We start from the raw sequence: 12,228 nt of genomic DNA, 5'->3' as shown, positions 1-12,228 counted from the left end.
GGATGATGAAGCGATCGCACAGGCAATGGGGTTTAAGATTGATCTTAGCTTTGCTGACAGGGTGGTGTACCTTAGCACAAGCAGCGTATGGAGCCGATCGCATTAATCTCCGCTTAGGATTATGGCAGAGCCAAATCGCGATCGCCGATTTAGAACACTTTAGCAAAACGGGAACCCTATCCCCAGCCTTGCAACCCTATCGCTCTGTGCTTACCCCCAGGGTGCAACAGCTCTTAGATTATCCCTTTCCCATCGATACTCAATTGGGCGATCGCATCCTCAGAAATATTTTTCACTCTCCCCTCAGTCTAGAAATTTACCAAAGCGTCGTTCCCATGTTGCCCGATAGTCGTCTCGACTATCTAGAGCAAGCCGTAACTACCACCCTGCAAAACAACCATTTCAGTGTTCTCTCCATTCTCCAAGCCTATCCCGGTAAAGAAATTACCCTTAATCTGTCCGCCGCCCTATCTTTCGCTCTCCAGTTCAACCATGATTATTGGCAAAGTCGGCTCCTAGAACCCTTACTGAGTCGGGATTTGTTAGTCAATTCCTCAGAAAACCTCACCTGGGAAGTCGATCCCAGCCAACCGGCGGATGGCCCAGTAGAAAAAACATCATTAATTCTGCGAGATAGCCAGAGAAATCGGGTCATTCCTGTAGATCTCTACACAGTTCCTGGATCGCTAGATTCTGGCCCCCTAGTGGTCATCTCCCACGGCTTTGGCTCCGATCGCAATTACTTATCCGGTTTAGCCTATCATTTAGCCTCCCATGGCCTAACCGTAGCGGCGATCGAGCATCCCGGAAGTAGTCTTAGATGGTTAATGAAAGGGTCAAAATTTAGCCACTTAGCCACCTTGATTCCCCCAGAAGAATTTATCGATCGCCCCCAAGATATCCGGTTTATGCTCGATTATCTAGAAACCGTCAATCATCAACCGGGCCCCTTTTACGGGAAACTGAACACCAATGAAGTAACCATGGTAGGCCATTCCTTGGGGGGATATACCGCCTTCGTTTTAGCCGGTGCAGAACTCAATTTAGCCAGCTTACGCCATTTTTGCCGCGATCGCCTCCCCTTGGGTCGTTCTCCCGCCGACTGGTTGCAATGTGCAGCAGCCGATCTCACCACCGCGCCCCAGTCTCTCAAGGATGACCGCATTGTACAAGTGATTGCCATTAGTCCCGTCATCGGCCGTTTATTTGGCGAAACCGGCATCAGTGCCGTCAAAATTCCTACCTTAATCTTAGCCAATACCAATGATGCCGTTACCCCTGCCCTCGAACATCAAATTCGCCCTTTTAACCGTTTAACCGGGCCGAAATATCTTCTGACCGCCATTGGTACACCCCATTTAAGTATTGGTAATCTCAGATATTCCAATCCGGTTACTTCTCCCTTTCAACCCTTGCAAAAATTAGTTAATGGCGTTTCCCTAGCATTTATCAAACAATTAACCCCAGAAAAAGAGAGCTATGAAATATTCCTCAGTCCCGCTTATGCCCAATCTTTTTCCACTCCTAGAATGCCCCTGCGCTTAAATCAGTCCTTGCCAGGAAGTTTATGGGAACGAATAGAAGTAGGTCGTCTAATGCATTGGCTCGGTTGGGGCTGATCGATTAAAAATTAAAAACTAAACATCCCGATTTTCCATAACCCCTACCAGAGATTGTAAATCAAAATCGCGATCGCGGCCACTTAAACAAATCCCCGAACTCATCACCGTTAAATCCCCTTTACTAATAGCAGAAATATGGTGTTCTCCATCTGCTGTTGTCCATTCTACGCGCCAATAGTCTCCTTGATCGGCAAAGTCTTGTAGCCCTCCTCCCCCTTGTTTAAGCGCCTGATTTAAGCGACGGCGATCGCGTTTTTCGCTGCTAAATTCTTCCTGTTGACTAGCCACTAATTCATAAGTAATTTTAGCTTCTGGAGTCATGCCAGAAAACTGGAGGTTTTCCGGATCAGTCAACTGTTTTAAGTGATGCTTCAAAATACCGGTAATTTGCGGATCGGCGCGTCGGTCTACACTCTCAAACCACCAGTTAGCAGCATCTCCACGAGCGGTAATGGTTTCAAAAGTCCTCGCTTCAGTGACTAAATGAATAGGAGTAGGCTCAGTAATGCCATAGCGTTTTCTCGCTTCATCCCCATTCACCGGATAAGCTAACCAAGTTTGTCCTTTAAGGCGATAACTGAGCCAAAACCTTAAGGGCTTGAGTAACCTTAAATACTCGCTAATTTGGGGCAAAGTTGGCTCATCTACCCATTGGGCCCGTCGCGTATCCAGGGGTTTGAAAATGCCCCAGCCTTCAAACTCTGGCGGTTGAGGTTGAAAACTATACCGAATAGAGGCGATCGCCGTGGTCACCTGTCCTCCCGCCACACAAGGCGCGAGAAACTCTTGATGTTGTAATTCTTGTTCCTGGTTTCCCAGTTGATTTAAAAGTTTGTTGATATCCATAAGCGCCACTCAGAAAGAATTAATCTGCGATTGCCCCATCTCGAATACCCTAGAGAGTATCGATTAGAATCACTGAAGCCTTATGATGGACTCTAAAGATATTCTCGCTATTCTTCATCCTACCCTAGCCGTAGTCTTGGTTTATCCCCTCATTGGTATCGTAGTTTATTTTGCCTGGCAAACTCGCCAACGACGACTACAAACCGCAGCAGGAGAAAAAAGCAAAATTCCCCCGATGGTTGGCCCCGATCATGTCAGAATTGGCCAATGGCTCACTGGCTCAGTTGTTGGAATTAGCCTAGTTGCCCTCGCTTATGTCCTATTTATCGATAAACCTCGCTCTAGTGCGGTTGAAGGTCTTTTAGTCGCCCTGTTATTTGCTGCTACCCTTGCCTCCCTAGTCTTCCTCTTTCGTGTGAGTAAACAGGGGACTAAATTATGGCGAGGTGTATTTGCCACCGGTGCAGGGATGGGTCTAGTCGTTCTCGGCTGTCAAGATGGGGTTTTTCGGCGGGGCTATGAATGGTATATTTCTCACTATTATTATGGTATTACTGCCGCTTTGTTAATGATTTTTTCTTTAGCGATCGTACAAGATATTTACCGCGATCGCTCCCATAAATGGCGCATGGCCCACATTATCATTAACTGTGTCGCGGTTTTACTCTTTCTCGGTCAAGGGTTCACCGGTTCCCGCGACTTACTCGAACTTCCCCTCGATTGGCAAAAACCCTATGTCTATAAGTGTAAGTGGAGTACAAAAACCTGTCCCCAGTTAGGTGATTAATAGGTAGTGCTACAGCTTAATGAGTATAACTAGGGGGCCAGATGCTCGCACTCCCTCAATCCTTTGGTATTACTGGAGTGGGAGCGTCTCGCTCCCTAGATTTTTAATGATGGTCTTTCCCCTTCGCGGATAGATTTATGTCGGACGCACTCCGAAATAAAAGGATTTGATATGAGATCATCTTGGAGATAGATAACAAAAGTTAGTGAAACCGGTTAAAATTTGCTTAAAGTAACTTCAATACCGAGTTGTAAAGCAACTATAGTATTTTAATTTGGGTATTTAAATTTACCCCTGACTCAAGACAGAGATGGATGAGTGAAAATTATACCTTTTAACTCTCTACTCCTCTATCGGGTGCATCAGTTCAGCTAAAGCCAATGAGGACTTAGGATTATGGATGAACAGTACCAGAATCCCGAATTAGCCTGTTTACTGGATCGCCAAGATTGTAATGAAGCCGATAAACGCGCTAACTTAGTGGAAGAACTGCTTGCTATTGGGACAGCGTTATCAGGGAGTCAGGATTTACAACAGTTATTAGATCTGATTCTATCCAAAAGTCGGGAAATTACCTGTAGTGATGCCGGAAGTGTCTACTTAGTCAATCGCAAAGAAGATACCCAAGAGTTGATTTTTAAGACGGCCCAAAATGATTCGATCTCAACTCGTCTGTTTCAAGAGTTTGCTATTCCTTTAACGCCGAAAAGTTTAGCCGGTTATGTGGCCCTAACTGGGGATAGTTTAAATATTGTTGATGCCTATCAGTTACCCTCCTCTGTTCCTTATCAACTCGATCGCAGTTTTGACCAAGATTTTGCTTATCGCACTTGTTCGGTTTTGGTGCTACCGATGCAAAACCATGAGGGGACGGCGATCGGAGTTTTACAGCTTATTAATCGTAAACGTCAAGCAGATCTACAAATTACTGCTGATAATGCTCTAGAGATTGTTCTACCGTTTACCGAGTTTCAAGAGCGAATTGTGCGATCGCTGGCTTCCCAAGCGGCGATTTCTATTGAACGCAATCACCTACAAGAAAGTATTGAAACCCTGTTTGAAGGGTTCGTAAAAGCTTCTGTGCAGGTGATTGAAGCTCGCGATCCGACCACTTCTGGTCATTCGGAACGGGTGGCAGAATTAACGGTGAGACTCGCCCAAGAAGTGAATAATGTTCGCTCCGGTCCGCTGAATTTAGTCTGGTTTAATGACCGGCAACTTAAAGAAATTCGCTATGCTTCCCTACTTCATGATTTTGGTAAAGTGTTGGTTCCAGAAACGATTTTAGGTAAACGAGAAAAGCTTTATCTGGAACAGTTAGAGGTGATTCGTCATCGGTTTGCTTTGGCACAAAGGACGTTACAAATGGAGTGCTATCAAAGCAAGTTTAGGTATTTAGTGGAACATCCTAGCCATCAGCATGAAGAGGCAAATTGTTCCTATTGCGATCGTTTGAGTCAGTTAGATGAGGAATTAAATCGGGCGATCGCCTATTTAAAAGAGTCTTTAGCCTTAATTGAAGACCTCAACCATCCCTTAGCTATTGAAACTCAAGAGGTCAAGAATCATTATCAGGGGTTTGAGAGGCAATTACAAAAGATTGCCCAATTTACTTATCGGGATGTGGATGGTCAACAAAAACCCTTGCTCAAACCGGACGAAATTGCCCAGCTCATGGTGGTTCGAGGCAATTTAACGCCCCAAGAGAGGTTGGCGATCGAGGCCCATGTAACCCATTCCTACGAGTTTCTCAAGCGCATTCCCTGGACAAAAGGTTTACAAGATATTCCGGCGATCGCCTACGGACACCATGAAAAACTTGATGGTACGGGATATCCCCAAGGACTCCATCAACAAGACATCCCCATGCAAACCCAAATGATGACCGTTGCCGATATTTATGACGCGCTCACGGCTGCCGATCGCCCCTATAAACGTCGCCTTCCCATTGATATCGTCATGAAAATTCTCCATGAAGAAGCCGACAACGGTAAAATTAACCTCGATCTTGTTCTCCTCTTTGAACAGCGTCAAGTCTTTACCGCTCTTGGCCATACTTGGCCGCCAGAAAAATCAGCCGCCTAATTCATATAAAATCTGGAAAATCAGTTATGATTAGGACTTACGCAAATTGTAGATATGTCCCCTAAATGTAGGTTGGGTTGAACAAAGTGAAACTCAATAAAATAGGGAGGGCGGGTTTCCGCTTCGCGGACATGAATACAAAAATAGTTGTCAGTCTACAATATTTGGGTATAACCCGCCCCTACAACAATGTCTCATTGTTAATTGTTAATTGTTAATTGATTCATGGACACACCCTCATACACCCCTCCCCAAGTCTGGCAACCCGATACCGACAGTGGCGGAACCTGGTCAAAAATCAATCGGCCCATTGCCGGGCCGACCCATGAGAAAGAATTACCCGTAGGCAATCATCCCCTGCAACTCTACTCCCTAGCCACGCCCAATGGTCAAAAAGTGACGATTCTGCTCGAAGAATTGTTAGCCCTGGGTATTTCTGAAGCCGAGTACGATGCTTATCCGATTAAAATTCAGGAGGGGGATCAATTTGGCAGTGGTTTTGTAGCTATTAATCCCAATTCTAAGATTCCTGCTCTGGTTGACCGCAGCACAACCCCGGAAACTCGCATCTTTGAATCTGGCTCTATCCTGCTCTATCTAGCCGAAAAATTTGCCGCCTTCCTACCCACTGAGGCTGCTGCACGCACAGAATGCCTATCCTGGCTCTTTTGGCAGATGGGTTCAGCGCCCTATGTTGGCGGTGGGTTTGGGCATTTTTATAGTTATGCACCGACGAAAATTAAATACTGCATTGACCGTTTTACCATGGAGACGAAGCGCCAGCTTGATGTCCTCAACCGGCAGTTAGCAGATAAGCAGTACATCTGTGGTGAAGCTTATACCATTGGTGATATTGCCATCTGGCCCTGGTATGGGTCGCTGACATTGGGTAAGCTCTATGATGCGGGTAAGTTTCTTGATGTACAATCCTATACCCATCTCATGAGGTGGGCCGAGGCAATTGACTCCCGGCCAGCCGTGCAACGGGGACGCAGGGTCAACCGGACATGGGGGCCAGAGGAGGAGCAACTGCACGAGCGACACTCGGCCAGTGATTTTGAAACGCCTAGTGCTTCGCGTTAGGGTGAATGCCAGAACCCTTACTAATGAGAGTTTGTGGAGGTTAGACAAAATGTGGAAAGTCTCAATTTCTGGAGATAAACAAGAGTTGTACTATTTACAACGGAGGCTGGCTGAAGATCAAATTAAAATCACAGAAAATACGGAAGGTTTTTGGCTTTGGTCTAAAGATTTTCATGATAATGATGAATTTCAAGATATTCGTCAAAAATCTGAAGAATTGGTAGAAGCTCTAAATTCATGGGGGAGATTACACTTTATCAATCACAAGAAAATAAAATTATCTTCTTTATCTGAAGTCAAAGAGTCAGAAACTAGACTGTATGTTTTTCCAGAGCCAGGAGAGTTAGAGTTTTCTTGTTCAGGTTGGGCAATTTTAAAAAGGGAAGAGAACACACTGACTCTAGACTGTCTTAAAAAGACTTTAGAGATAGCAAAAAATGATGAGTCTCTTTCTTTCATTCTTGAAGTTATTGAAAATAAATTTCCAGATAATTGGCGAACATTAGGGCTAATTTATGATACTATTGTAGGAGATACAGCGCTTTGCGCTGTTATGAGGGACAGTAACAACAATGAGTAAACCAGTTTTTTAACGGTTCAGGATCGATCAACTTAAGAGCTACGGATAGAAGAGCATCAATCATAGCACGGGTAGTAGGAGCAAAAGCGAAGACAAAAGACTTCAGTTGTGACCACCACATTTCAATGGGATTAAAATCTGGAGAATAAGGAGATAAATAGATGACACTAGCACCCACTGCTTCAATTTTAGAGACAATTGAGGCGAGTTTATGAACCGGTAAATTATCCATCACGACCACTGCGCCTGGCCATAATTTGGGTAGGAGACAATCATCAATAAACACCAAGTTCTCTGGCTCTATTTCTTTAATTTTTTCCCAATATTCTACTCTTAGTTTTTGTACTTTTTCGGTTGCTGCTTGACTGCTATGCCTCGTTTTTTTTACGAGATAACCCTAATCTCTGTAAACAGCGACACATGGCTGTAGGACTTACCCAATTACCGGTCGCTTCGGCAAAGAATTCACAAAGTTCCCCTAGAGTGGCATCTATATGTTTTTCTACTAAGGCTTTCACTTGCTCTTGAGCTTCAACACTTGTCAGATGACTAAACTGGGGCTTGCCTCGGCGTTTTGGCTCTACATTTCCTTCTGTTTTTTGTTGTTTGACCAACTTGTGAACTAAATTTTTACTCACTGAAAATCTCGCGGCCACTTGTCTAATTGAGTAGTTTTCTACTAGATGCGCTTTCACAATTTTTTCTCGTAAGTCTACACTATATGCTTTCATCATCTACTCCATAACCTCTATTTCTTCACTGTACACTATTACAGCGCGAAGCGCTGTATCTTGAGTATTGCCAACAAGACGGTTTAACTCCTCCAAGTCCAAGTTCAGTTGCTGCTTAAATCTCAGGCTTCGCGCCAGCGATGGGTCGCATGATCGCCCCCCAATCATTAAAAGGCGATCGCCCTTTGAAATCGACCATAAGAAATGCTATAATCGAAGCCCCTAATATTAGATCCAGCCGTATGGACATTAAAGAGTTGTTTCTCAAAGAAGTAGAAAATCTCCCTGAACCTATGTTAGAAGAAGTCTGGGATTTTTTACTATTTCTGAAACAAAAACGAGATGGCAATACATTAGAAACTAGCCTGCTCAGTCAATCCTCTTTAGAAAAAGATTGGTTATGCCCAGAGGAGGATGAAGCATGGAAGAATTTGTAAAAGGGGATGTGGTTGTTGTTCCTTTCCCCTTTTCAGATTTAACCCAAGCCAAGCGCAGACCAGCTTGTATTATAGCCACTGTAACAGGAGATGACGTAATCCTGTGTCAAATTACGAGCCAGAAAATTAGCGATCGCTATGGAATCCCTCTGGAAACTGATGATTTCAGTGAGGGTGGACTGAAGCAAAACAGTAATATTAGACCCAATCGTTTGTTTACGGCCGATCGAGGAATCATACTGTACAGAGCTGGAAAACTGAAGCCGGAGAAATTAAACGAGGCGATCGCCAAAATTGTTGAAATTATCCAATAGCGATCGCCACTTACCTTGAGTATTGCCAACACTTCTGGGTTTAACCCCTCCCAGTCCAAGTTCAGTTGCTGCTATATTATGTGAGTGACACTAATTAACGATCGCCAAATGGCTAAATTATCCTCAGATCGTAGCACCCTGATTTGAAACTTGAAACAAGACTTATTAGATATTGTCGATGAAGCCAAAGCTGCTGAGTTAGCTTTATTAGAGCGTTTTGGAGAAACCGATCGCACTATTGAAGCTTTAGATCAACTCACCGAAATCGCTGAACAAGCTAAAGAACGATTTTCTCAATTGTCGATTCTACAAATTAGAATTGCCGAATCGCAACCGATCGCCTCTCAAGATCTGTTAACATTGTTAGACGATCGAATAGGGGCAATCTCTGGCCGAGTGCCTACTTTGAAACAGAGTACACAAGAAATTAAGGTAGATTGGAATTTATCATGAATGAAACATCTGGATTCCCCGATCGCTCCCAAGTACAGAAAACTCTGAGCAAAGCGCATCGTAGTTGTCAGGAAATGGAGTTAGCGGGTTTGGAGTTGCAAGAGGTGATTGAACGATTAGAGAGCAATATTAGGCAACAACGTCTCAAGCGACTCAAACAAGTTTCTTCAGTTGAGTAAAAGGCGATCGCTAATGCTCAAGAGGCGATCGTGCCAGCGATGGGTCGCATTATCGCCTTTACTCTGCCTCTTCATCCCGATCTTCAGCCGTTAGGAGTGCTTGTTTGCTATGACGAACATGAATGATGTATACTATATCATTGCGAATTACAAATAATATTCGATAAACATTGGGACTTTTTCCATAGAGCAGTTGTCGAACTTCTTCCGGAAACACATCATTTTCAATGGCTAAAGCGCAGCGTCGGGGCTTGATTTGTAATGTAGCAAGTTTATCCATTAATTTGCGAAACCACTGATGGCCGTAGCTTGGGTTCCGCTCTTTTAACCACTCATAAGCCACTTCAATTTCAATTTCCGCACCTTTAGTAATCTGAACTTGGAATTCCATGTTTCTGTTGCATTTCTTTCGTAAATGCTTCTAAAGGTCGGACTCTTCCAGCATTGAGATCGTCTAATCCTTGTTGAATACCAGTAATGGTTTCCAAGTATTCGATCGCCTCTAGAAGTTTTTGATAAGATGCAGCATCTTGAACGACTAATTCAGCTTTACCATTGACAGTCAATACCATGGGGCTACCGGTTTGTTTCATCTGTTCGATAAACTCAGATGTATTTCTCTTGAAGTTAGAAAGGGACTGAATATCGCGACTTAAGTTGAGCATAATAGGGTTTTACTCAATTTGCACTAAATTTAATGTTAGCATGAGTGAGTAGAGTGATCGCCCCCCAAAATCACTAAACCCCCAAAAGGCGATCGCCAATAGTTAAGCTGTATAAGCCAATATATTTTTAGGGGTTGACGAACGTGGGATAATATGAATAGATTATCGAATCACTTGCACCTGAACGCTCAAATTGAGATTTTCCCAGATGCGATCGGTGGTGAGTGCTGGTAAATTCAACTTCAATGCTAGGGCAAGGCAAGCCCTATCTCCCAGGGAAAGACCTAAAGAGCGGGGTAAGGGGCGTAGTTTAGCTATATCACGAGCTAATTCTTCGTCTACTGCATAGATCGATAGAGCATTGTTCAGGACACCTAAATCGATTAATTGAGTGACTATCGCATCAGGATCTTGACCTCGTTCCGCCAGTTTAGAGAGAGTTTCTGCCCAGTTAATAGCGCTAATGACGGCTCCTTGTACTAAGATTTGAGCAAGGCGATTGCTCCCTGGTTCTCCTTGGAGATAGGCAAGAAGAGCCGAGGCATCCAGAACAGCACAAGGGTTTTGACTCACGACTAACTCTCCCGACGTGCTTGTTGGCGACGCTCTTGAATAAGTTCATCGGCTAAACTAACATCGGGAGCAATATCCTTGAAGAGTCCTTGCAGTTTTTGGACTTGTTCGCGCAAGCTGACTAGGCGTAAGGTTTTGTCAGCTTCTACTATCAGAATAAAACGATCGCCTTCTTGTAAGTTGAGCTGTTTCTGTAGGGAAACTGGAAGAACGATACAACCTTCGGCTCCTAGTTGGAGGCTATACTGCTCTAAGGGTTGAGAGGGTGATATGGAGTTCATCGATAGATTCTGTTATATCCTTCATGTTTCCTACCATACCAGAGCTTTGTTTTTTGGGGGCGATAAAACTCCGTTTTCGGCTATCGCTGACATGAAACGCTTTCCGCAAGCGGACATGAACGCGATCGCATTTGAGGCGAATGGAGAAGCGATCGCCAATCCTCAAGATCGCCAGTTATCTTGAGTTTTGCCAACAAGACGGTTTAACTCCTCCAAGTCCAAGTTCAGTTGCTGCTTAAATCTCAGGCGATCGTGCCAGCGAAACGAAGTTTTATCACCTAACAGCTCTGTGATTCCCGAAGGGATTGGGTCACATTATTGCCCCCACAACTGGTTCACCCATGCAAGTCTTGAAGAGATCCCTTGGCGATCGCCATCAAGAATGCTAAATTCAATCCATACTTGACTCAACTCAATCATGAAAATTAAGGCGATTATTCACGAAGCCCAAGAGGGTGGATACTGGGCAGAAGTACCAGCTCTACCTGGATGTATAGCAGTGAAAGGGAGAGTCTTGGGAAGAAGTGATGGACAATCTACAAGAAGCAATTATGGGATGGTTAGAAGTCGCCAATGAAAGCGCCCCGATCCAAGAAACCGATCGCATTGTCGAAATTGCAGTATGAAGTTAGTTTCTGGGAAAAATTTCTGTAAGATCTTGGAAAGTAATGGCTGGATCTTGAAAACTTACCTTGAGTATTGCCAAGAAGACGGTTTAACCCCTCCCAGTCCAAGTTCAGTTGCCGCTTAAATCTCAGGGGTTTCGGCGACAGCCGAAAACGGAGTTTTATCGCACAGCGACTGTTAGAAGTCGCCAGTGAAAGTTCCCTGTGTAATCCTTAAGCTGTATCAATCAACTTTGCTGGGTTTCTAAACGAGCTAGAGTCGTTGCCGCTTCTGCCAGATAAAGGGCAGTGATAGCACGTTTTTTAGGATCTTTTTCTTGTTGAAGATCATGGGTGAAAATCCGAATACGATTTTCATAAGCACGGATGGATTCTGAATCGTTAATGGTATGATTTTCAATAGTCATGGCTCAATGGGTAAGGTATTGATTCTGATTTGGAGTAATTGTTGTTCGGGTTCAAGGTAAATAAAGCGAACTTCGAGGAGTTCGTTTATTGCTAGGGTAACATCTTGACTGGCTCCTGGAGGGTTTACTGATTCATGAAAGGCAATGGCGGTGTAATTACCAGGAGGAAGATCGGCAAATTGGGCATCTGCCCAACGTTGGTTGACAGCTTTTTGGCTCAGGAGAGTACCGTCTTGCTCAAGGATAGCCACAAAAATTGTGCCTTGATTGGATGGCATCGCATATCCGTCTTGGTTACGAATGGTAATGAATATATCAGACATCAGTAGAGGGTAACTGTATTGTTTATCAATTTTAAGGAAAAACGGGATTTCTTGACGAGACACTTTATGACTGAGCTTCTCAAGATGCGATCGCCAGTTATCTTGAGTATTGCCAACAAGACGGTTTAACTCCTCCAAGTCCAAGTTCAGTTGCTGCTTAAATCTCAGGCGTTTCGGCGACAGCCGAAAACGGAGTTTTATCGCTTAATCTTCTCTCATGCTGTCGGATCGTCTTC

At 44.2% G+C, this 12,228-nt stretch carries 18 protein-coding genes and 1 pseudogene; 10 read left to right on the top strand and 9 right to left on the bottom strand.

Annotated elements, in window-relative coordinates; translation table 11 throughout:
• Positions 1-2 precede the first annotated feature (2 nt).
• Positions 3-1,619: an alpha/beta hydrolase gene (locus AC3FZD_RS11185; protein WP_488740195.1), complete on the top strand. Its 1,617-nt coding sequence runs from the start codon at positions 3-5 to the stop codon at positions 1,617-1,619.
• Positions 1,620-1,637: 18 nt separating this feature from the next.
• Here the strand turns inward: AC3FZD_RS11185 and AC3FZD_RS11180 are convergent, their stop codons facing one another.
• Positions 1,638-2,468 carry a hypothetical protein gene (locus AC3FZD_RS11180; protein WP_488740194.1) on the bottom strand — a complete coding sequence of 277 codons (831 nt, stop codon included), beginning with the start codon at positions 2,466-2,468 and terminating at the stop codon, positions 1,638-1,640.
• A gap of 85 nt (positions 2,469-2,553) precedes the next feature.
• Here AC3FZD_RS11180 and AC3FZD_RS11175 point away from each other — a divergent pair, with 85 nt between their 5' ends.
• From AC3FZD_RS11175 to AC3FZD_RS11160, 4 genes are all read left to right on the top strand, one after another.
• Positions 2,554-3,255: a DUF4079 domain-containing protein gene (locus tag AC3FZD_RS11175; protein WP_488740320.1), complete on the top strand. Its 702-nt coding sequence runs from the start codon at positions 2,554-2,556 to the stop codon at positions 3,253-3,255.
• A gap of 396 nt (positions 3,256-3,651) precedes the next feature.
• A complete protein-coding gene (locus AC3FZD_RS11170; RefSeq protein WP_488740193.1) occupies positions 3,652-5,340 on the top strand; it encodes an HD domain-containing phosphohydrolase in 1,689 nt (562 codons plus the stop codon).
• Between the two features lie 225 nt (positions 5,341-5,565).
• Complete coding sequence (gene yghU / locus AC3FZD_RS11165) at positions 5,566-6,423, top strand: glutathione-dependent disulfide-bond oxidoreductase (RefSeq protein ID WP_488740192.1); 858 nt, start codon at positions 5,566-5,568, stop codon at positions 6,421-6,423.
• A gap of 49 nt (positions 6,424-6,472) precedes the next feature.
• A complete protein-coding gene (locus AC3FZD_RS11160; protein ID WP_488740191.1) occupies positions 6,473-7,003 on the top strand; it encodes a hypothetical protein in 531 nt (176 codons plus the stop codon).
• Here AC3FZD_RS11160 and AC3FZD_RS11155 read toward each other — a convergent pair.
• Positions 6,975-7,289, bottom strand: a complete 315-nt coding sequence (locus AC3FZD_RS11155; RefSeq protein ID WP_488740190.1) for a transposase — start codon at positions 7,287-7,289, stop codon at positions 6,975-6,977. The two genes, AC3FZD_RS11160 and AC3FZD_RS11155, sit on opposite strands and share 29 nt — an antisense overlap.
• An 82-nt stretch (positions 7,290-7,371) precedes the next feature.
• Entirely contained in the window at positions 7,372-7,737 is a 366-nt protein-coding gene (locus AC3FZD_RS11150) for a helix-turn-helix domain-containing protein (protein ID WP_488740189.1), read from the bottom strand.
• Between the two features lie 239 nt (positions 7,738-7,976).
• Between AC3FZD_RS11150 and AC3FZD_RS11145 the strand changes: the two genes are divergently transcribed.
• From AC3FZD_RS11145 to AC3FZD_RS11130, 4 genes are all read left to right on the top strand, one after another.
• Complete coding sequence (locus AC3FZD_RS11145; protein WP_488740175.1) at positions 7,977-8,171, top strand: DUF2281 domain-containing protein; 195 nt, start codon at positions 7,977-7,979, stop codon at positions 8,169-8,171.
• Positions 8,156-8,485 (top strand): type II toxin-antitoxin system PemK/MazF family toxin, encoded by a 330-nt coding sequence (locus tag AC3FZD_RS11140; RefSeq protein ID WP_488740174.1) that lies wholly within the window; start codon positions 8,156-8,158, stop codon positions 8,483-8,485. The genes AC3FZD_RS11145 and AC3FZD_RS11140 overlap by 16 nt, the downstream gene beginning before the upstream one ends.
• A 150-nt stretch (positions 8,486-8,635) precedes the next feature.
• Positions 8,636-8,938 carry a hypothetical protein gene (locus AC3FZD_RS11135; protein WP_488740188.1) on the top strand — a complete coding sequence of 101 codons (303 nt, stop codon included), beginning with the start codon at positions 8,636-8,638 and terminating at the stop codon, positions 8,936-8,938.
• Positions 8,935-9,117, top strand: coding sequence for a hypothetical protein (locus AC3FZD_RS11130; RefSeq protein WP_488740187.1), 183 nt, complete (start codon positions 8,935-8,937; stop codon positions 9,115-9,117). The genes AC3FZD_RS11135 and AC3FZD_RS11130 overlap by 4 nt, the downstream gene beginning before the upstream one ends.
• 58 nt (positions 9,118-9,175) lie before the next feature.
• Here AC3FZD_RS11130 and AC3FZD_RS11125 read toward each other — a convergent pair whose 3' ends face one another.
• The 4 genes from AC3FZD_RS11125 to AC3FZD_RS11110 form a co-directional block, all read right to left on the bottom strand.
• Positions 9,176-9,508: a type II toxin-antitoxin system RelE/ParE family toxin gene (locus tag AC3FZD_RS11125; protein WP_488740186.1), complete on the bottom strand. Its 333-nt coding sequence runs from the start codon at positions 9,506-9,508 to the stop codon at positions 9,176-9,178.
• The gene (locus AC3FZD_RS11120) at positions 9,483-9,782 is read right to left on the bottom strand and encodes a type II toxin-antitoxin system Phd/YefM family antitoxin (protein WP_283763318.1); all 300 of its coding nucleotides are present in this window, start codon (positions 9,780-9,782) and stop codon (positions 9,483-9,485) included. The genes AC3FZD_RS11125 and AC3FZD_RS11120 overlap by 26 nt, the downstream gene beginning before the upstream one ends.
• Before the next feature lie 162 nt (positions 9,783-9,944).
• Positions 9,945-10,355 carry a type II toxin-antitoxin system VapC family toxin gene (locus AC3FZD_RS11115; protein ID WP_488740185.1) on the bottom strand — a complete coding sequence of 137 codons (411 nt, stop codon included), beginning with the start codon at positions 10,353-10,355 and terminating at the stop codon, positions 9,945-9,947.
• A 2-nt stretch (positions 10,356-10,357) separates the two neighbouring features.
• Positions 10,358-10,636, bottom strand: coding sequence for an AbrB/MazE/SpoVT family DNA-binding domain-containing protein (locus AC3FZD_RS11110; RefSeq protein WP_488740184.1), 279 nt, complete (start codon positions 10,634-10,636; stop codon positions 10,358-10,360).
• Positions 10,637-11,054: 418 nt separating this feature from the next.
• On the opposite strand from AC3FZD_RS11110, the pseudogene AC3FZD_RS11105 reads away from it, so the two are divergent.
• Positions 11,055-11,262: pseudogene (locus AC3FZD_RS11105) on the top strand (type II toxin-antitoxin system HicB family antitoxin).
• 227 nt (positions 11,263-11,489) lie between these two features.
• Here AC3FZD_RS11105 and AC3FZD_RS11100 read toward each other — a convergent pair.
• Positions 11,490-11,669 (bottom strand): hypothetical protein, encoded by a 180-nt coding sequence (locus AC3FZD_RS11100; RefSeq protein ID WP_283763320.1) that lies wholly within the window; start codon positions 11,667-11,669, stop codon positions 11,490-11,492.
• The gene (locus tag AC3FZD_RS11095; RefSeq protein WP_488740183.1) at positions 11,666-12,136 is read right to left on the bottom strand and encodes a hypothetical protein; all 471 of its coding nucleotides are present in this window, start codon (positions 12,134-12,136) and stop codon (positions 11,666-11,668) included. The genes AC3FZD_RS11100 and AC3FZD_RS11095 overlap by 4 nt, the downstream gene beginning before the upstream one ends.
• Positions 12,137-12,228 lie beyond the last annotated feature (92 nt).

The sequence above is a fragment of the Roseofilum sp. KMC-1 genome (genome assembly GCF_057802075.1).
This window is presented reverse-complemented; position numbering and strand designations above follow the sequence as displayed.

Coding starts and splice junctions, on each gene's coding strand:
- AC3FZD_RS11120 (WP_283763318.1), bottom strand. CDS start 9,782: ATGCTCAACTTAAGTCGCGATATTCAGTCCCTTTCTAACTTCAAGAGA.
- AC3FZD_RS11175 (WP_488740320.1), top strand. CDS start 2,554: ATGGACTCTAAAGATATTCTCGCTATTCTTCATCCTACCCTAGCCGTA.
- AC3FZD_RS11160 (WP_488740191.1), top strand. CDS start 6,473: ATGTGGAAAGTCTCAATTTCTGGAGATAAACAAGAGTTGTACTATTTA.
- AC3FZD_RS11180 (WP_488740194.1), bottom strand. CDS start 2,468: ATGGATATCAACAAACTTTTAAATCAACTGGGAAACCAGGAACAAGAA.
- AC3FZD_RS11110 (WP_488740184.1), bottom strand. CDS start 10,636: ATGAACTCCATATCACCCTCTCAACCCTTAGAGCAGTATAGCCTCCAA.
- AC3FZD_RS11150 (WP_488740189.1), bottom strand. CDS start 7,737: ATGATGAAAGCATATAGTGTAGACTTACGAGAAAAAATTGTGAAAGCG.
- AC3FZD_RS11100 (WP_283763320.1), bottom strand. CDS start 11,669: ATGACTATTGAAAATCATACCATTAACGATTCAGAATCCATCCGTGCT.
- AC3FZD_RS11140 (WP_488740174.1), top strand. CDS start 8,156: ATGGAAGAATTTGTAAAAGGGGATGTGGTTGTTGTTCCTTTCCCCTTT.
- AC3FZD_RS11130 (WP_488740187.1), top strand. CDS start 8,935: ATGAATGAAACATCTGGATTCCCCGATCGCTCCCAAGTACAGAAAACT.
- AC3FZD_RS11170 (WP_488740193.1), top strand. CDS start 3,652: ATGGATGAACAGTACCAGAATCCCGAATTAGCCTGTTTACTGGATCGC.
- AC3FZD_RS11125 (WP_488740186.1), bottom strand. CDS start 9,508: ATGGAATTCCAAGTTCAGATTACTAAAGGTGCGGAAATTGAAATTGAA.
- AC3FZD_RS11185 (WP_488740195.1), top strand. CDS start 3: ATGATGAAGCGATCGCACAGGCAATGGGGTTTAAGATTGATCTTAGCT.
- AC3FZD_RS11145 (WP_488740175.1), top strand. CDS start 7,977: ATGGACATTAAAGAGTTGTTTCTCAAAGAAGTAGAAAATCTCCCTGAA.
- yghU (WP_488740192.1), top strand. CDS start 5,566: ATGGACACACCCTCATACACCCCTCCCCAAGTCTGGCAACCCGATACC.